Here is a 16,374-nt window from a genome sequence, read left to right as displayed (position 1 = left end):
CGTTGGCGCACGAGCCGTTCGGCTGGCGGCCGACCACGTTGCTGGTCACGATCCGTCGCTACCGCTGCACCGGCTGCGGGCATGTGTGGCGGCAAGACACCAGCCTCGCCGCGGAGCCGCGGGCGAAGCTGTCACGCCGCGGGCTGCGGTGGGCGTTGGAGGGTCTGGTCGTGCAGCACCTCACCGTCGCCCGGGTCGCCGAAGGGCTGGGGGTGTCGTGGAACACCGCCAACACGGCGGTCCTGGCCGAAGGCAAGCGGGTCCTGATCGACGACCCGACCAGGTTCGACGGGGTGACGGCCATCGGCGTGGACGAGCACGTGTGGCGCCACACCCGCCGCGGTGACAAGTACGTCACCGTCATCATCGACCTGACCGGCATCCGCACCCGGACAGGGCCTGCCAGGCTGCTCGACATGGTCGAAGGGCGCTCCAAGCAGGCGTTCAAGCAGTGGCTGTCCGAACGCGACCAGGCATGGCGCGACAGAGTTGAGGTCGTCGCGATGGACGGGTTCACCGGGTTCAAGACCGCCACCGCCGAAGAGCTGCCCGACGCGACCGCCGTCATGGATCCCTTCCACGTGGTCCGCCTCGCCGGCGACGCCCTCGACCGATGCCGCCGACGCGTCCAACAAGCCATCCACGGACACCGAGGCCGCACCAGCGACCCGCTCTACTCGGCGCGCCGCACCCTCCACACCGGCACCGACCTCCTCACCGACCGACAGAAGGACCGGCTCACCGCCCTGTTCGCCGGCGATGACCATGTCGAGGTCGAAGCCACCTGGGGCATCTACCAACGCATGATCGCCGCCTACCGCGAACCCGATCGGACCAGAGGCCGGGCCCTGATGACCAGCCTGATCGCCTCGGTCAGCCAGGGCGTCCCCGCCGCGTTGAGCGAGGTGATCACACTCGGCCGAACGCTGAAGAAGCGAGCCGACGACGTGCTGGCCTATTTCGACCGGCCCGGCACCTCGAACGGTCCCACCGAGGCCCTCAACGGCCGCCTGGAACATCTCCGCGGATCAGCACTCGGCTTCCGGAACCTCACCAACTACATCGCCAGATCACTGCTCGAGACCGGCGGATTCAGACCCCGACTACACCCTGGATTGTGATGAGCCGGTAATCGTTCCTCCAGGTGGCCCTCCGACGCCTGTGGAGGGCCGGGAGTCGGTCTGGAGGAACAATCGCCGCAGGTCGAGGCCCTGAACCGTCAGTGGCCGGGGATGTCCCGGTGGGAGAACCGCCACAGCGCGAACGCGGCCAGGGCCGCCGCGACCGCCAACTGGACCAGGATCGGCGCCAGCGCGAACTCCTCGGCAGGCATGGCCGGGGTGTGCTCGAACGGCGAGATCTGGCGAACCCAGTCCGGAAGCTGCATGACGTCGCCGAACAGTTCGATGAGGCCGCCCGCCACCACCGGGATCCAGGCGAGTGTCACCAACCGCGGGGCGAGGGCGTGCAGCGCCGCCGCCAGCGCGAGCACCACCAGGATGGCCGGGATGCCGGTGGCAGCGCCGGCCAGGGCATCACCGATGAGCGAGTCGACGTCGCCGGGCACGTAGGCGATGCGTCGGTGGAGGTCGACGGCGTTGCGGACGGGTCAGGGCGCCGCGGGAGGATCCGGGTCCGTGACGCCGTCGGCTGGGCGGCGTGCGGGGTCGTCGACGGGGGTGAAGGCGGCGCGGATCTGCCGGAGGAACGTGTCGTCGGTGAACAGCCCGTGGGTGAAGAGCTCCATCGACGCCAACGAGTACCGCGGCAGCACGGCTGGGTCGAGGAGGTGTGTGCCACCGAGACGGCGGGCAACCTGACTCTCGAGGACGGTGGCGCCCAGGCTCCTGTTGCTGTCACCAGCGGTCGTGGACGTACTCGCGGATGTACTCGTCGTAGATCCGCTCGCAGGCCGCGAGCTGGTCGTCGGTCAGCGACGGCAGCGAGCCCGCCGCCGCGTTGGCCGCTGCCTGCTCGGGGCGGCTCGCGCCGGGGATGACGACGGAGACGCCGGGCTGGTCGATGATCCACCGGAGCGCGAACTGCGCCGGCGTCACGCCGTCGGGCACGATCGACGCGAACTCCCGCGCCGCCTGCACGCCCACGCCGTAGGGAACGCCGCTGAACGTCTCACCCTGGTCGAACGCCTCGCCGTGCCGGTTGTAGGTGCGGTGGTCCTCCGGCGCGAACGTCGTGTCCTCGGTGAACTTGCCGGTGAGCAGACCGCTCGCCAGCGGCACTCGGGCGATGATCCCGACGCCGGCCGCGGCGGCCGCGGGCAGCACCCGCTCGAGCGGCTTGCGGCGGAACACGTTGAGGATGATCTGGATGCTCGCAACGCCTGACCGTTCCAGCGCGGTGAGGGCCTCCTCGACCGTCTCAACCGACACGCCGTAGTTGCGGATCCAGCCCTGCTCCACCATCTCGTCGAGCGCGTCGTACACGGCGTCGTCGGAGTAGACCGTGCTGGGCGGGCAGTGAAGCTGGGTGAGGTCGATGGTGTCGACGCCCAGCAACCGCCGCGAGCGGTCCGTCCACGCCCGCAGGTTCTCCCGCGTGAACTGCTCCGGCGTGTGCGGATCGGCGCGGCGGCCCAGCTTGGTGGCCACCATGACCGACCCGTCGGCGCGCTCGCGCAGGAACCGTCCGACGAGCTCCTCGCTGTGGCCGTCGCCGTAGACGTCTGCGGTGTCGAAGAACGTGACGCCCGCGTCGGCCGCGGCGTGGAGCACGCCCATCGAGGCGTCGTCGCTGACGTCACCCCAGTCCCCGCCGAACTGCCAGCAGCCCTGGCCCACCACACCGACCTCGCGGCCGGTCCTACCCAATGTTGACTTCTGCATGGATCCACCTTGGCACAGCCGACCTAGCCCGCGGAGGTGCCGGAGGCGGAGGCGCCGACGAGTTCGGCAGCCGACCCCGCCATGTGGCGCGCTCCGCGGAGACCGAAGACCGCCGCCGGGCCGATCGTCGAGCCGGGGCCGGGGTACGTCCGTCCCATCACCGAGGCCGAGTTGTTGCCCGCCGCGTACAGGCCCTCGATCACCGAGCCATCCTCCCGCAGCGCCCGCGCGTGCTCGTCGGTCAAGACGCCGCCCTTCGTTCCCAGGTCGCCGATCACCACGCGGTACGCCGTGAACGGGCCCTTCTCCAGCGGGCCGAGGTTGGGGTTCGGGATCACCGACGGGTCGCCGTAGTAGCGGTCGTAGGCGGACTTGCCGCGGCCGAAGTCGTCGTCGACCCCCGCGCGTGCGAAGGCGTTGAACCGGTCGACGGTGGCGCGCAGCTTCGCCGGCTCCATCCTGATCCTGCGCGCCAGCAGCTCGACGGTGTCCGCCTTCGCCATCGACCCCTCCGCAGCCAGCTTCTTGTTGGCCCTGGGATCCAGGGCGTAGGCGCGCATGTAACGCCGCGCGTGCCGGGCCTCGCCGATGAGCCAGAAGTCCCCGTCCCTGTCGTGCTCCAGCATGTGGTGGCCCAGGTCGACGTAGGACTCCGCCTCGTTGGCGAACCGCGACCCCTCGCGATCCACCATGATCGAGTACGGCAACGCCCGCTCGCCCACCAGGAACGACGGCCCGCCGCCCTGCGCGGGGGCCACAGACGCGCCCCACCACGCGTCGTCCATGAGCTCCACCGCGGCCCCTGCGCGCTGCGCCATGACGATCGGGCCACCCAGGTTGCCGGGGTTACCGGAACTGTCTCCCTGGATCCCGTGATACTGAAGGCGCATCTGCGTGTTGTGGTCGAACCCACCGCCGGCCAGCATCACGCCGCGACGGGCGCCCACGGTCTGTGTGCGACCCTCGTGCGTGATCCGCACGCCCACGACGCGGTCGCCGTCGATGATCAGGTCCTCGACGGGGCTGCTCAGCCACAGTTTCGCGCCGCCCTTCTGCACCACGCCCGCGAACATCGCCGTGGCCAGCGCCGCGCCGATCCCCACGCCGCGTCGGCCGGTGCCGACGAAGCTCAGCAACCGGAACACGAGCTCGGCGCCACGCTTGAAGCCGCTCCACGTGGACCACGCGCGCTGCAGCAACCACACATCGTCGGTCTTGATCGGCAGCGGCGCGGTGAGCCTCATCGTGTGGTACCACTCGCCCAGCACCTTGGAATCCAGAGGCTTAACCTCGATCGCGCGCCCGATCCGGCCCCCTGGCAGCTCCGGGTAGTAGTCCGGGTATTCCCCAGCGCGGACGAACTGCACGCCGTAGCGCTCCGCTGTGGTGACGAAGTCCGCCACCGAATCAACGAAGGCCTCCTTGCGCTCCCGCGAGGTGGCGCGGCCGGCGTCGCCGATGCACGCCTCCATGTACTCAAGCGCCGATTCGCGGGAGTCGGCCACCCGCTCGCGCCGCATCAGCGGGTTGTTGGGCAGCCACATGCCTCCGCCGGACATGGCGGTGCTGCCGCCCCACTTGTCGGTGCTCTCCAGCATCACCACGTCGAGCTTCTCGTCGACGGCGCCCAGCGCGGTGGCCATGGCGGCCCCGCCCGAGCCGACGACCACCACATCGAACGAATGGTCAAAGGTCTGAGACACGGTTCCTCCTCGATATCCGGACAACTGTGTCCGGTTCTATGCTGTCCAGCATGCCCGCCCACATGCGCAGGATCAATAGGGGACCGGCCGCCGCAGCCGAGAATCGTCGTGCTCTGCTGGCCGCGGCGCGGGATCTGTTCGCCGAGCGCGGGTTCGACGTGCCGCTCCAGGCCATCGCCAAGAGGGCACGGGTGGGGCAGGGGGTCCTGTACCGGCACTTCCCCAGGCGGATGGATCTCGCGCTGGCCGTGTTCGAGGAGAACTTCCTGCGGCTCGAGGCGGCCGGGGCCGACGTCGGGCCCGGGTCCTTCGCGCGCTTGTGGGGGCTGCTCGTCGACGAGGTGGTGGACTCAGCGGCCTTCGTCGAGATGGCGGTGGAGGCCAGGCGTGAGCTGCCGGACTTCGGCGGGACTGCGCGGCTGCTGGCCATCTTCGGCCCTCACGTCGAGGCGGCGCTCCGCGGCGGGGAGGTGCGGGCGGACCTCGTCGTCGAAGACGTCCCCACCGGTGTGCGGATGGTCTACGGGCTGGTGGTCACCAGCGGGGGGCGAAGCAGATTGTCCGCGACCATCGACGACGTGTCGCGGCGGTGGTTCGGGCTGGCGTGAGCGCCAGGTGAGGCACCACGAGGTCCGGTGTTCAACGCAGCGGGCACGGAAGGGCAACAGATGGCCAAGCCGCGCCCTGCGGTCCGCGCGGGCCTACGCTTGGACCCATCGGATGAGAGGCGGCCCCATGGCTGGCATCAAGCACAACATCGCCCTGGTGGCCCACGACAACAAGAAGGCCGAGCTGCTCAGCTGGGCCAACTTCAACCGCGGCACCCTCAGCGGCCACACGCTCTTCGCCACGGGAACCACAGGCACCATGCTCGAGTACGAGCTCGGGCTGCCCGTCACCCGCCTGCTGTCCGGCCCCGTGGGTGGGGACCAGCAGATCGGCGCCATGATCGCCGAGGGACGGATCGACACGCTCATCTTCTTCTGGGACCCGCTCGAGCCGCAGCCGCACGACCCAGACGTCAAGGCGCTGTTGCGCATCGGCGCCGTGTGGAACGTGCCCATGGCCTGCAACATCGCGACCGCTGACCTGCTGATCTCCTCGCCGCTGCTGGACCAGCCGTGGGCGAACAAGCCGGACATCTCGCCGCGTGCCTGGGAGCCCAGCGAGCCGGAGTGACGCCTACGGCAAACCTTGACCGTCTCCGTACGGAGCCTTGACGAAGCCGCTTCGAATCCGGCAGGTGTGGAAAGCTTGGCGACGTGATGCCCCTTGAGCTGCCGTTCCCAGACATCAATCCCGTCGCCGTCAACATCTTCGGACTGAAGATCCACTGGTACGCAATCATGTACCTGCTCGCGTTCGGGCTGGGCTACCTCCTCATGGTCCGACGGCTCCGCCACGAGCCGTACCGGTCCGTCACGACGCCCGAGCCGTGGACGCGCGCGGATATCGAGGACATCCTCCTCTACGCGATCTTCGGTGTCCTGGCCGGCGGACGGCTGGGCTACACCCTCTTCTACAATCCGGCCTACTACTTCGCCAACCCCCTGGAGATCGTTCAGATCTGGGACGGTGGCATGAGCTTCCACGGTGGCGCCATCGGTGTCGCTCTCGGCCTGGCCTGGTACGCGTGGCGCAAGAAGCGTCCCTTCCTCCAGGTGGGGGACTTCCTCGTCCCCGCAGCGCCGCTCGGCCTGGCCGCGGGCCGCTTCGGCAACTTCATCAACGGTGAGCTCTGGGGCCGTGAGGCCTCCTCAGACCTGCCCTGGGCCATGCGATTCCCCACGGGGGGCGACGTGCTGCGCCACCCGTCGCAGCTGTACCAGATGCTCCTCGAAGGCCTGCTCCTGTTCGTGCTGCTGTGGCTCTATGCCCGCAAGCCCCGCTTCCGGGGACAGGTGACCGGCATGTTCATCGCCGGGTACGGCCTGTTCCGGTTCATCGCCGAGTTCTGGCGCGAACCGGACGCGCAACTGGGGTTCCTGTCGCTCGGCCTCAGCATGGGCCAATGGCTCTCGCTGCCCATGGTGCTCGTCGGGCTCGTGCTGTGGTCCTGGTCGCGGATGCGGGCCCTCAGCGACGTCGAGGCCGAGCCTGTGGACAACTCGGCGGATAACTCCGACGGGCCGGGGGAGCGCTGATCGCACGCCGCCCGACGGCGACACCCTGTCCACAGATTGACTGTGGATAAGTGTGTGTATGCGCAGCGCTACCCGCGGGGCCCCGGGGTAAGCCAGGCCTCTGGATCCTTCACCACGGGCCCCATCGCGGCAAGCCCTGCACCCATCGCCGGGCGCAGCGGTGCGTCGGTCAGCGGGGCGATGTCCAACGCACACTTGCGCGCCCACACCACACGTCCGCTGAGTTGCCGGTGCAGCGGCTCCCGCAACCACGGCTCCAACCGGGCGAAGTGGCCCGACAGGCGCACCGTCGACACGTCGGCGAGGTTGATCGCCGCACCGAGAGCGATGCCCAGCGCGCCGGCGGTGCGTCGCATGACCGACAGGGCGCGTTCGTCGTGGTGGGCCAAAGCGTGGAGCAGGGACTCGAGGGTGGGCTGGCGCGCCGCCGAGAGCAGGGCGTGCAGGCCCACCACCGTCTCCAGGCAGCCGATGGAGCCGCACGGACACGGGGCCCCGCGCGGATCGACGCACACGTGGCCGATCTCTCCGGCCCACCCATGCTCGCCCAGGTGCAGGATGCCCTGGACGACGATGGCGCCGCCCACCCCGGCATCCCCGCCGAGCATGATGAACGAGCGGCCATTGAGTTCCCGCATCAGCGTCACCGCTGAGCAGTCGGCATCGTTGGCGATGTTGAGTGCCAGGGGTGAGCCGGCGTGGTCCAGCCTCCAGTGATCCGCCGGGCGCCGCCCGTCCCACCCCAACGGGCTCGACTTGACCACCCTCCCCGTCCGACGGTCCACCAGGGCCGGCACCGCCACGTAGGCCCCGATCACTCGACCGGTGTTTGGCAGGGCCTCCAGCACTTCGCCGCCGAGGCGAGCCAACTCCGCCATGGTGCCCTCGATCCCCAGCATCTTGACGTCCGCCGTAATTTCGCGCCACGAACGCACCGTCATGGTGAGATCCACGAGCGCGGCCACGAGGCGGCCCGCGCCGACGAAGAGGCCGAGCCCGAACGTCGCGCCCGGCCTGATCGACAGGGGGACGGCCGGCCTGCCGCGACCCACGCTCGCCGCCTCACCCTCGCTGACCAGGCCTCCGTTGATCAGGTCGTCGACAAGCCGCGACACCGTCGAGCGCGTCATCCCCAACTGATGGGCGATCCCGGCGCGCGACACCCGTCCACTCTGGTCGACCACCTGGCGGAACACCAGCTTCAGGTTCGACGAGCGCATCGCCGCCTGCGTCATCCCCGACGCGTGGTCCGGATCCGATTCGGTCATCGGTTCCACCCCCCTCCCACACTGGATGCGAAGCGTGCGCCCGCGGGTCCGGTGACCCGATCAGTCTGCCACGCGGGGGACCGGGTACCTGGGTTGTTCAGGAAAGATCGGCGACGGCGGCATGGTAGTCAGCGGCGAGTTGGGCGAAGTCAGCGCGGCATCGGCTGATCAGGCAGCGATCCCCGTCGGACGGGACGCCTTCGCGTTGCCACTGCTTGCGCGCCAGCGGCAGCAGGTGCTCGGGCATCCGCCCGGCGGCGTTGGTGACCCGCCACCACGACACCTCGCCGCCCCAGTTGCTCATGATGGTGCCCACCCTGCGCGCGGAGGTGCCGACGAGCGACGCGACGTCTCCGTAGGCCACCACCCGCCCGGCCGGAACCTGCTCCACGGCCCGCAGCACGCGCTCCACCATCTCGTCACTCATCCGCGACCCCGAGCAGCGCCGGTAACAGGTCGTCCAACTGCCCGCGCAGCACCTGATCGGCCTCGCGGTCGAAGGCGGTGTCTGTGGCGTTGACGATCACCCCGAAAGCGCCCTGCTCCAGCGCGATGGGGAACAGCCCGGCCACCGGGTAGACGCCCAGTGTGGTGCCCACCGCGACGATCGCGTCGCAGTCCTCCGCCGCGGCCACCGATGCCGCCAGCACGTCCGGGTCCAGCACCTCCTCGAACAGCACGACGGTGGCCCGGGTGATGCCGCCGCACGCGGGGCAGCGCGGGTCCTCGTCGCCGGCCGCGACGCGGGCCAGCATCTCCTGCATGGGGCCCGTCCTGCCGCACATCTCGCAGCGCCACGTCCGCGCCGAGCCGTGGATCTCGTGCACCAACTCCGGGCTGCTGCCGGCCAGCTGGTGCAGGCCGTCGGTGTTCTGCGTGACGATGGCCCGCAGCCGGCCCGCCCGCTCCAGTTCGACGATGGCGCGATGGGATCGGGTGGGCTGCGCGGCCCACATCGCCGGGTGGGCCCGACGGCGCCAGGCGGATTTGCGGACGTCGTCGTCGCGGAGGTACCAGGAGAGGGTGGAGACCAGCTCCGCGTACGGGTCGCGGGTCCAGATGCCCTCGGGGCCGCGGAAGTCCGGGATGCCCGCCGCTGTGGACAGCCCGGCTCCGCTGAGGATGAGGATCCGCTGGGCCTCGTCGAGGCTGGCGATCTTGGCCATGGCCACAGTCTGCCCCACGGGCAGTACCGCTGCTGAAAACGCGGAAATCGTCCCCCAGTGCGGCCAACCCCGTGTGGGTGTGAGCGGGGAGGACGGCACTGGGGGACGATTTCCGCGGGCTGGGGTGGGAGAGGGTCAGCTCACCAGGCGTAGGCCTCGGGCGCGGCACCGCCGGGGCCGGGGAAGATCTCGTCGAGGCGACCCAGGGCCGCATCGTCGAGGGTGATCTCCAGAGCCCGGAGTGCGCTATCGAGTTGCTCCATGGTGCGGGGGCCGATGATGGGGCCGGTGATCCCGTCCTGGTGCAGCAGCCAGGCGAGGGCGACGTCGCCTGGCTCGTGGCCAAGCTCGTCGCAGAACGCCTCCCACTGCTCCAGCTGGGGGCGCTGCTTCTCGATGCGCTTCAGCATGCCCTCGTCTGCGCGGCGGCCGGACTCGATCTTCTTCAGCACCCCGCCGAGGAGGCCGCCGCCGAGCGGCGACCACGGGATCACGCCCAGGCCGTAGTGGCGGGCTGCGGGCAGGACCTCGAGCTCGATGGTGCGGGCGCCCAGGTGGTAGAGCGACTGCTCGCTGACCAGGCCGAGCGAGTGGCGCGCCCTGGCGGCCTCGACGGCCGCGGCGATGTGCCAGCCGGCGAAGTTCGACGAGCCCACGTAGACGATGTCACCGGAGGAGACCAGGCGGTCCATGGACTGCCAGACCTCCTCCCAGGAGGTGGCCCGGTCCACGTGGTGCATCTGGTACAGGTCAATGTGCTCGGTCTGCAGGCGGCGCAGCGAGGCGATGGCGGAGCGGCGGACGTTGACCGCGGAGAGCTTCGAGAAGTTGGGCACGTCCTCGTCGAGGGTGCTGCCGTAGCACTTGGTGGCCAGCACCACCTCGTCGCGGCGGCCGGTCTTGGCGAACCAGCGCCCGACGATCTCCTCGGTGCGGCCGCGGTGGCCCTGGCCGCCGTAGCCGTTGGCGGTGTCGAAGAAGTTGATGCCCGCGTCGAGGGCGCGGTCCATGATGGCGTGCGAGTCCTCCTCCGAGGTGTGCGGGCCGAAGTTCATGGTGCCGAGCACGATGCGTGAGACGAGAAGGCCGGTCCGGCCGAGGTGGGTGTACTGCATGTGTCCTCCAAATTGACTGCTCCTCCACCCTATCCACCGGCCGGGGCGCGCGGCCGTGGTCGCGGCGATCGGCACGGTTAGGGCAGCCTCAGCTCATAACCGACCCCCATGGCCACAATTGACAAGCCCGGTGTTAGCTTATTTGCATGACCCTCGTGGACCGCTTCGTGAGCCGCCGGTGCGTCACCGCCCAGCAGCTCGACTCAGGATCCTCGCGCGGCCTGGATTCGCTGAGCATCGGCGAAGTGGCCACCATCGTCGCGTTCGACGCGGACGACACCGTGGCGCGCCGCCTCTTCGATCTCGGCTTCATGCCCGGAGAGCACGTGACCCGGCTCCGCAAAGCCCCTCTCGGCGACCCGTTGATGTTCCGCGTGGGCGGCATCGAGATCGTGCTGAGGCGCGCGGAGGCCCGCCGCATCCACGTCACGGCATGACACACCACCACGGAGGTGTTCCCACTCCGACCCTCCCAGGAGCCGCTCGCGTCGCGCTCGTGGGGAGCCCCAACGCCGGCAAGACCACCCTCTTCAACGGGCTCACCGGGTTGCGCGCCAAGACGGGCAACTATCCCGGGGTGACGGTGTCGAGGTACGAGGGGCGGGTGGATACGCCGGTCGGCCCCGTCGTCGTCGAGGACCTGCCCGGCACCTACTCGCTGGACCCGATCAGCCCTGACGAGGAGATCGTCGCGCAGGTGCTCGAGGAGGCCGACGAACTGGCGGGCGTCGTCGTGGTGGTGGACGCCACCAACCTGCGCCGCGGCCTCGGCCTCGTCTCGCAGGTGCAGCAGGCGGCGCTGCCCACCGTCGTGGTGCTGACCTTCGTCGACGAGCTGCTCCGGCGCGGCGGCCGCGTGGACCCCGAACGGCTCGGCCGTGCGCTGGGCGTCAAGGTGTTACCCGTGGTGGCCGGGGAGCGACGGGGGGTCGAGGCGTTGCGCGAGGTGCTCGCGGCGCCCGCTGCCTGGCCCGCGCCGCCCATGCTTCCTCCTACCGAGCCGGACGAGGTCACCGGCTGGGCGCGCTCCCTCCTGCACGCCGCTCACTTCGCGCCCCCGGACCCGGATTCGCGCACCGGGCGGCTCGACGGCGTGCTGCTCCACCCCCTATGGGGGACGCTGGTGTTCTTCGCCACGATGTTCGCGTTCTTCCAGACCATCTTCCTGGTGGCGGCACCCCTGCAGGGGTGGATCGAGACCGTGTTCGCGTGGCTGGGGGACGTGGCCCGTGCCTCGATTCCCGTGGAGTGGGTGGGCCGGTTCGTCGCCGACGCGCTGCTCGCCGGCGTGGGCGGGGTACTGGTGTTCCTGCCTCAGATCGCGCTCCTGTTCGTGCTGATCTCGCTGCTGGAGGGGTCGGGGTACCTGTCGCGAGCGGCGTACCTGATGGACAGGGTGATGGCGACCGCGGGGCTGGAGGGTCGCGCATTCGTGGCGCTGCTCAGCTCCATGGCCTGCGCCATCCCGGGGATCATGGCCACCCGGACCCTGCCGTCCGCGAAGGACCGGCTGGCGACGATGATGGCCGCGCCGCTCATGACCTGTTCCGCCAGGCTGCCGGTGTACGTGCTGCTGATCGGGATGCTAGTTCCGGCCGACCTGCGCTGGGGGCCGATCGGCGCGCAAGGGCTGCTGATGTTCGCGCTGTACGTGGTGGGGGCGGCGTCGGCGATGACGTCGGCGTGGTTCTGGAAGCGCATTGTGGGACGCTCCGGGATGGGGCTGCCGTTCTACATGGAGATGCCCTCCTACCGGCTGCCCCGGCTGCGCACGGTGTTGATCTCGGTATGGGACGCGTGCAAGGCGTTCCTGCGGAAGATCACCTCCATCATCCTGGTCACCACCGTCGTGCTGTGGGCACTGCTAAACCTGCCGCTTCGGGGCGAGGCTGAGCTCCGGGCCGCAGGCGTCGACCCGACGGACACTGTGGCCGTGACCGCCTACACGCTCGACCACTCGGCCGCCGCCGCCGTGGGGCGGGCCATCGGGCCGGTCTTCGAGCCGCTCGGCTTCGACTGGCGCGTCAACGTCGGCGTCATCTCCTCGCTGGCCGCTCGCGAGGTGTTCGTCTCGACGCTGGGTCAGGTGGCCGCAGCGTCCGACCCCGAGGACCCCACGTCAGCGCTGGAGTCCATGACCCACGGCGACGGCCCGCGGGCCGGCGAGAAGGTCTTCACCCCGCCCACGATCGCCGCCCTGCTGGTGTTCTTCGTCTACGCGCTCCAGTGCATGTCCACGCTCGCGGTGATGCGCCGCGAAACCGGCACGTGGCGCTGGCCGCTGATCGCCTTCGTGCACCTCGGCGTCGTCGCCTGGGTGATGGCTTTCCTTGCCCATTCGATCGTCGGAGCCCTCCTGTGAAGCGCGCCATCCACCCCCAGGCCGTCCCCGGCCAGCAGTCGGCCGTGCGCTGGGTGACCGAGGTGGACCTGCCGGTGGGGCGCGGGACCTCCGCGCCCGGCACGCTCGGCCCGCTGATGCAGTACGGCGTGCTGACCAGGGTGTTCGTCGAACGCGGCGGGGTGTGGACCTGGCTGGCGCCGGACCATTCATGGACTGAGCACGGGCCGCGGATCCGGGACGCTGTGGCCGCTGCGGTGGAGATCGGCGGCTGGGAGATCGAACCGGGCTCCGACGAGCTGCTGGGCCTCATCGCCCGGGAGATCCTCGAGGGCGAGCTGGCGGGCTACGTGGAGTCACACGGGGGCGTGATCGCCGTGGCCGGTGCCGCCGACAACGTGCTGATCCTCGACTTCGGCGGCGCCTGCGAGGACTGCCCCGCGGCGGGCGCCACCCTGCACGACCGCATCGAGACGACGGTGCGGGCCCGCTACCCGATGCTCGCCCGCGTCGAGCGGGTCGGGGGCGCCCACCATAAGCCGCGCGGCTGGTTGGGGCTGCCGGTCCCCGGCCGCGGCCGTTAGCGTCCGTCGGGCGGGCGGCGCGTCGACGGGGGGCAGCCGGGCAGCTGGCCTCGACGGATAGCCGGGCAGGCGAGCAGCCGGGCTCCTCCTTCTTGAGCACGACACGCCGTCGATGTCGCCCCCTCGGGGCGCATGAGAGCCTCCAGCCGCGACCTTGTAGCACATTCGTGCTCGACGAGGGGCGCGGTCGGGCGCGGTCTCAGTCGACGGCAGGCGCCGCGGCGCCGTCGCTGTGCTTGGGCGGCCCCGAGGGCACCTTCGCCGGGCCGACGGTGAGCGCCGCGATCCCCGTGGTGATCGGGACCGACAGGATGAGCCCGATCGCCGACGCGAACGTGCGCACCCCTTCCCCGGCGAACATCTCCAGCCCGAACAGGTCCAGTGGCTCCCTGGTGGTGAAGAACAGCAGCAGGAGGATGGTCAGCGCGCCGCCGGCGTAGGCGAACACGATGGTGTAGATGGTCGACGCGATGTGGTCGCGCCCGATCCGCATGCCAGCGGCGAAGACCCTGGCCCGCGTCCAGTCGGGCGCGGCCGCCCGTAGCTCCCACACGGCGGACGCCTGCGTGATGGTGACGTCGTTGAGCACGCCCAGGCCGCCGATGATGATGCCCACCATGAGCAGTTCCTGGAAGTTGATGCCCGGCGCGAGTTGGGCGAGGTCGTACTCGTTCTCCTCCGCGAACCCGGAGAGGCGGGCGGCGCCGACGGCGAGGCTGCCCAAGGTGGTGATGACCGACAGCCCGAGAAGTGTCCCGGCGAGTGCCGCCGAGGTGCGCAGCGACACCCCGTGCGCCACGTAGAGGACGATGAACATGATCACCGTGGAGCCGGACAGGGCTACCGCCAGCCCAGGCTTGCCGACGATGATGGCCGGCAGCATGAAGCCCAGCAGGATCCCGCCGGCGATGACGAGACCCAGCAGCGCGAACAACCCCCGCCACCGCGCGACGATCAGCACCGCCACGGTGAACAGCACGCCCAGGATGAGCAGCACCGGCAGGCGGTTGATGCCGCTGAATGAGTAGTGGATGCCGTCCGAGGTCGGCACACGGGCCACCTCGATGTCGTCCCCCGCGCGCAGGCCGTTGTGCACGTTGGGCCCGGTGAGCTCAACCGAAGCCTGCTCGCCCGCGTCGGCGCCCGTGGTGAGCGTGACGGTGGCTGTCAGGCAGGCAGCCGTCCCCGTCGGGATTTCGAAGGCCGATTCGCATCCGTCGGCCACCTCGTCGATGGTGGCCTGCTCGTAGGTGACGCCCGGGGCATCGGAGATCTTGTTGAGCGCCGCGGAGACCTCGGCTCCGGTGGGCCACAGCCAGATCAGCCCGGCGACGGCCAGCACGCCGAACACGGCCAGAAGCCCGATGAGCAGCATGCGGGCGCGCTGCCCCACCTCGACGACCCCATGACTGCCGTGCCCGTGCCCGTGACCCATGGGCACAACTTACCGGCCCGCCCGCCGGGCGAGAGCCCCGATGTCGCGGCGTACCATGGGTGGCACGATGCTCAAGCTCGACCAGACCGCCACACCGCGACGACGCCCGGACGCCAAGTGCCCACTCCGGCCCGGTGACCCGTGCACCCTGTGCCAGGCCAGCGTGACCGGTCCTCAGGACTGCGGCCTGGTCTACCTCGTGATGGACGACCCGGAGTACCGCGAGGCGCTCGCCGCGTCCCGCCGGCGCTGACCGCCGAGGGTCCGCCTTCGGTCCCTCGGTACGCTCGTCGCATGGAATCCGACGCGCCGACGTGTTATCGGCACCCCGATCACCCGACGCGCATCGCGTGCCAACGCTGTGACCGGCCCATCTGCCCGCAGTGCATGATCCCCGGATCAGTCGGCTTCCAGTGCCCCGAGTGCGTGCAGCGCGGCCACCGCGAGACACGCCAGCTGCGGTTGCCCTACGGCGGCACCCGCGTGGCCAACACTCGGGCCACGTCGGTCACGCTGATCGTGATCAACGCGGTGGTGTTCGTGGCGGTACTGCTGACGGGCGGCTCGTTCGCGGGCCTGTTCAACCTCCTGGCGCTGACCCCCCAAGGCGTCTGTCCGGTGGGGGACCAGATTCTTCTCACGGACGCGGCCGGCTGCGTGGCCGAGGGCTACGCCTGGCAGCCGGGCGTTGCCTCGGGGGCACCGTGGCAGGTGATCACGTCAGGATTTACCCACTCGTCGCCGCTGCACATTCTCTTCAACATGCTGGTGTTGTGGATGCTGGGGCCCACCATTGAGAACGTCTTCGGCCGTGCCCGTTACCTGGCGGTATATCTGGTGGCCCTGCTCGGCGGATCCGCCGGCGTGATGCTCTTCTCGCCGCCCTTCATCTCCACCATCGGCGCCTCGGGGGCGATCTACGGACTGATGGGCGCACTGCTGCTCCTGGCCGTTAAGCACAAGGGCGACGTTCGCGGCATCATGTTCTGGCTTGGGCTCAACGTCGTGTTGTCGTTCACCTGGTCAGGTATTTCATGGGAGGGCCACCTGGGTGGCCTGCTCGGCGGGGCGGCCACCGCGGCTGTGCTCATGTACCTGCCGAAGGAGCGCCGCGCCACCTGGCAGTGGCCGCTCGTGGGGCTCCTGGCAGCCCTCTTCGTCGCCATCATCGTGGCCCGCGCGGTGCAGCTCGGCTCGTGACCGTGCTCCGGCAGGCCGGGGGACGCGCCGGTGGTAGGTTGCCTGGCATGTCCGACGACACCCGCGCCCCGCTGGACCCCGTCCTGCACCGGGCACGCTACGGGCCACGCGACGACGGCGACAGATTCGTCGGGTTCTGGCTGAATCTCGTGGTCGACGGGCGCCAGCAGCGCCTGACCCCGAGCCTCACCCGCGTGCGGCGCACCATCGAGCAGTTCTTCGCCGGCCGTGAGGTGCGGAGCGCGCGGGAGGCGCTCGGTGACGACGCCGTCAACGCCCAGCTGCGCGACGCGGCCACGGTGTATTTCCAGACCTGCCTGACCGACCCTAACTATTCGGCCGGGGTGTGGGGAATGAACCGGCTTCAGCCGGAGCAGTTGCGGGTGAAGGCGGCCAAGGATGCGGCGGTTACCCTGACCGCGATCGTGGAGAGCCGCGGAGCGACGGGTCCGGCGGCATCCCTGCCCTCACTACTGGTCGACGGTTTCGTCCAGGTCTTCGGTGACCCGGGGCGCGCGGCTCTGCGCGACGCCGTGGCCACGAAGCCGGCTCTGTCCGGGTTGACTCTCTAGCCC

General features: G+C 70.1%; 19 protein-coding genes. 10 read left to right on the top strand and 9 right to left on the bottom strand.

Annotated elements, in window-relative coordinates; translation table 11 throughout:
- The coding region (locus ACZK5N_RS14195; RefSeq protein WP_463625116.1) for an ISL3 family transposase at window positions 1–1,121 on the top strand (1,121 nt) is incomplete at its 5' end.
- A 98-nt stretch (window positions 1,122–1,219) separates the two neighbouring features.
- Here the strand turns inward: ACZK5N_RS14195 and ACZK5N_RS14190 are convergent.
- From ACZK5N_RS14190 to ACZK5N_RS14175, 4 genes are all read right to left on the bottom strand, one after another.
- Window positions 1,220–1,567, bottom strand: a complete 348-nt coding sequence (locus ACZK5N_RS14190) for an efflux permease Rv1217c-related protein (RefSeq protein WP_459018266.1) — start codon at window positions 1,565–1,567, stop codon at window positions 1,220–1,222.
- 42 nt (window positions 1,568–1,609) lie between these two features.
- Window positions 1,610–1,747 (bottom strand): hypothetical protein, encoded by a 138-nt coding sequence (locus tag ACZK5N_RS14185; RefSeq protein ID WP_463625161.1) that lies wholly within the window; start codon window positions 1,745–1,747, stop codon window positions 1,610–1,612.
- Between the two features lie 109 nt (window positions 1,748–1,856).
- The gene (locus tag ACZK5N_RS14180; RefSeq protein WP_459018263.1) at window positions 1,857–2,843 is read right to left on the bottom strand and encodes an aldo/keto reductase; all 987 of its coding nucleotides are present in this window, start codon (window positions 2,841–2,843) and stop codon (window positions 1,857–1,859) included.
- Window positions 2,844–2,866: 23 nt separating this feature from the next.
- Window positions 2,867–4,546 carry an FAD-binding protein gene (locus ACZK5N_RS14175; RefSeq protein WP_459018261.1) on the bottom strand — a complete coding sequence of 560 codons (1,680 nt, stop codon included), beginning with the start codon at window positions 4,544–4,546 and terminating at the stop codon, window positions 2,867–2,869.
- Window positions 4,547–4,596: 50 nt separating this feature from the next.
- On the opposite strand from ACZK5N_RS14175, the gene ACZK5N_RS14170 reads away from it, so the two are divergent.
- The 3 genes from ACZK5N_RS14170 (at window position 4,597) to lgt (ending at window position 6,690) form a co-directional block, all read left to right on the top strand.
- On the top strand, window positions 4,597–5,154 hold the full coding sequence (locus ACZK5N_RS14170; protein ID WP_459018259.1) for a TetR/AcrR family transcriptional regulator: 558 nt from the start codon (window positions 4,597–4,599) through the stop codon (window positions 5,152–5,154).
- Between the two features lie 127 nt (window positions 5,155–5,281).
- Window positions 5,282–5,725: a methylglyoxal synthase gene (locus ACZK5N_RS14165; RefSeq protein ID WP_459018257.1), complete on the top strand. Its 444-nt coding sequence runs from the start codon at window positions 5,282–5,284 to the stop codon at window positions 5,723–5,725.
- A gap of 86 nt (window positions 5,726–5,811) precedes the next feature.
- Window positions 5,812–6,690: a prolipoprotein diacylglyceryl transferase gene (gene lgt, locus ACZK5N_RS14160; protein ID WP_459020441.1), complete on the top strand. Its 879-nt coding sequence runs from the start codon at window positions 5,812–5,814 to the stop codon at window positions 6,688–6,690.
- Between the two features lie 68 nt (window positions 6,691–6,758).
- Here lgt and ACZK5N_RS14155 read toward each other — a convergent pair whose 3' ends face one another.
- The 4 genes from ACZK5N_RS14155 to ACZK5N_RS14140 all read right to left on the bottom strand — a co-directional run bounded on the left by ACZK5N_RS14155 (window position 6,759) and on the right by ACZK5N_RS14140 (window position 10,239).
- Window positions 6,759–7,958, bottom strand: a complete 1,200-nt coding sequence (locus tag ACZK5N_RS14155; RefSeq protein WP_459018255.1) for an ROK family protein — start codon at window positions 7,956–7,958, stop codon at window positions 6,759–6,761.
- 97 nt (window positions 7,959–8,055) lie between these two features.
- Window positions 8,056–8,385 (bottom strand): MGMT family protein, encoded by a 330-nt coding sequence (locus ACZK5N_RS14150; RefSeq protein WP_459018253.1) that lies wholly within the window; start codon window positions 8,383–8,385, stop codon window positions 8,056–8,058.
- Window positions 8,378–9,124: an SIR2 family NAD-dependent protein deacylase gene (locus ACZK5N_RS14145; RefSeq protein ID WP_459018252.1), complete on the bottom strand. Its 747-nt coding sequence runs from the start codon at window positions 9,122–9,124 to the stop codon at window positions 8,378–8,380. Before ACZK5N_RS14145 ends, ACZK5N_RS14150 begins: the two co-directional genes overlap by 8 nt.
- Window positions 9,125–9,264: 140 nt before the next feature.
- Window positions 9,265–10,239, bottom strand: a complete 975-nt coding sequence (locus ACZK5N_RS14140; RefSeq protein WP_459018251.1) for an aldo/keto reductase — start codon at window positions 10,237–10,239, stop codon at window positions 9,265–9,267.
- A gap of 146 nt (window positions 10,240–10,385) precedes the next feature.
- Between ACZK5N_RS14140 and ACZK5N_RS14135 the strand changes: the two genes are divergently transcribed.
- Genes ACZK5N_RS14135 through ACZK5N_RS14125 form a run of 3 tightly spaced genes read left to right on the top strand, consistent with a single transcriptional unit; the run spans window position 10,386 to window position 13,164 of the window.
- Window positions 10,386–10,676, top strand: a complete 291-nt coding sequence (locus tag ACZK5N_RS14135; protein ID WP_459018250.1) for a FeoA family protein — start codon at window positions 10,386–10,388, stop codon at window positions 10,674–10,676.
- Window positions 10,677–10,735: 59 nt separating this feature from the next.
- Window positions 10,736–12,601, top strand: coding sequence for a ferrous iron transporter B (gene feoB / locus ACZK5N_RS14130; protein ID WP_459018248.1), 1,866 nt, complete (start codon window positions 10,736–10,738; stop codon window positions 12,599–12,601).
- The gene (locus tag ACZK5N_RS14125; protein ID WP_459018246.1) at window positions 12,598–13,164 is read left to right on the top strand and encodes a NifU family protein; all 567 of its coding nucleotides are present in this window, start codon (window positions 12,598–12,600) and stop codon (window positions 13,162–13,164) included. Before feoB ends, ACZK5N_RS14125 begins: the two co-directional genes overlap by 4 nt.
- A gap of 199 nt (window positions 13,165–13,363) precedes the next feature.
- On the opposite strand, the gene ACZK5N_RS14120 is transcribed toward ACZK5N_RS14125, so the two are convergent.
- On the bottom strand, window positions 13,364–14,599 hold the full coding sequence (locus tag ACZK5N_RS14120; protein ID WP_459018245.1) for a YibE/F family protein: 1,236 nt from the start codon (window positions 14,597–14,599) through the stop codon (window positions 13,364–13,366).
- A gap of 67 nt (window positions 14,600–14,666) precedes the next feature.
- Here ACZK5N_RS14120 and ACZK5N_RS14115 point away from each other — a divergent pair, with 67 nt between their 5' ends.
- From ACZK5N_RS14115 to ACZK5N_RS14105, 3 genes are read left to right on the top strand one after another with little or no spacing between them, the layout of a single operon-like run.
- Window positions 14,667–14,852 carry a DUF6767 domain-containing protein gene (locus ACZK5N_RS14115; RefSeq protein ID WP_459018243.1) on the top strand — a complete coding sequence of 62 codons (186 nt, stop codon included), beginning with the start codon at window positions 14,667–14,669 and terminating at the stop codon, window positions 14,850–14,852.
- A gap of 41 nt (window positions 14,853–14,893) precedes the next feature.
- Window positions 14,894–15,799, top strand: a complete 906-nt coding sequence (locus ACZK5N_RS14110) for a rhomboid family intramembrane serine protease (RefSeq protein WP_459018241.1) — start codon at window positions 14,894–14,896, stop codon at window positions 15,797–15,799.
- A gap of 47 nt (window positions 15,800–15,846) precedes the next feature.
- On the top strand, window positions 15,847–16,371 hold the full coding sequence (locus ACZK5N_RS14105) for a DUF6553 family protein (RefSeq protein WP_459018239.1): 525 nt from the start codon (window positions 15,847–15,849) through the stop codon (window positions 16,369–16,371).
- Window positions 16,372–16,374: the final 3 nt, after the last annotated feature.

The organism is Tessaracoccus pujii (assembly GCF_055326215.1).
The sequence above is the reverse complement of the archived record's forward strand: the minus strand, read 5'-3'. Positions and strand labels throughout refer to the sequence as shown.

Excerpts from the sequence above, each read along its gene's own strand:
- ACZK5N_RS14185 (WP_463625161.1), bottom strand. The coding sequence starts at position 1,747 with ATGGAGCTCTTCACCCACGGGCTGTTCACCGACGACACGTTCCTCCGG.
- ACZK5N_RS14180 (WP_459018263.1), bottom strand. The coding sequence starts at position 2,843 with ATGCAGAAGTCAACATTGGGTAGGACCGGCCGCGAGGTCGGTGTGGTG.
- ACZK5N_RS14170 (WP_459018259.1), top strand. The coding sequence starts at position 4,597 with ATGCCCGCCCACATGCGCAGGATCAATAGGGGACCGGCCGCCGCAGCC.
- ACZK5N_RS14165 (WP_459018257.1), top strand. The coding sequence starts at position 5,282 with ATGGCTGGCATCAAGCACAACATCGCCCTGGTGGCCCACGACAACAAG.
- lgt (WP_459020441.1), top strand. The coding sequence starts at position 5,812 with ATGCCCCTTGAGCTGCCGTTCCCAGACATCAATCCCGTCGCCGTCAAC.
- ACZK5N_RS14155 (WP_459018255.1), bottom strand. The coding sequence starts at position 7,958 with ATGACCGAATCGGATCCGGACCACGCGTCGGGGATGACGCAGGCGGCG.
- ACZK5N_RS14150 (WP_459018253.1), bottom strand. The coding sequence starts at position 8,385 with ATGAGTGACGAGATGGTGGAGCGCGTGCTGCGGGCCGTGGAGCAGGTT.
- ACZK5N_RS14145 (WP_459018252.1), bottom strand. The coding sequence starts at position 9,124 with ATGGCCAAGATCGCCAGCCTCGACGAGGCCCAGCGGATCCTCATCCTC.
- ACZK5N_RS14140 (WP_459018251.1), bottom strand. The coding sequence starts at position 10,239 with ATGCAGTACACCCACCTCGGCCGGACCGGCCTTCTCGTCTCACGCATC.
- ACZK5N_RS14135 (WP_459018250.1), top strand. The coding sequence starts at position 10,386 with ATGACCCTCGTGGACCGCTTCGTGAGCCGCCGGTGCGTCACCGCCCAG.
- ACZK5N_RS14120 (WP_459018245.1), bottom strand. The coding sequence starts at position 14,599 with ATGGGTCACGGGCACGGGCACGGCAGTCATGGGGTCGTCGAGGTGGGG.
- ACZK5N_RS14115 (WP_459018243.1), top strand. The coding sequence starts at position 14,667 with ATGCTCAAGCTCGACCAGACCGCCACACCGCGACGACGCCCGGACGCC.
- ACZK5N_RS14110 (WP_459018241.1), top strand. The coding sequence starts at position 14,894 with ATGGAATCCGACGCGCCGACGTGTTATCGGCACCCCGATCACCCGACG.
- ACZK5N_RS14105 (WP_459018239.1), top strand. The coding sequence starts at position 15,847 with ATGTCCGACGACACCCGCGCCCCGCTGGACCCCGTCCTGCACCGGGCA.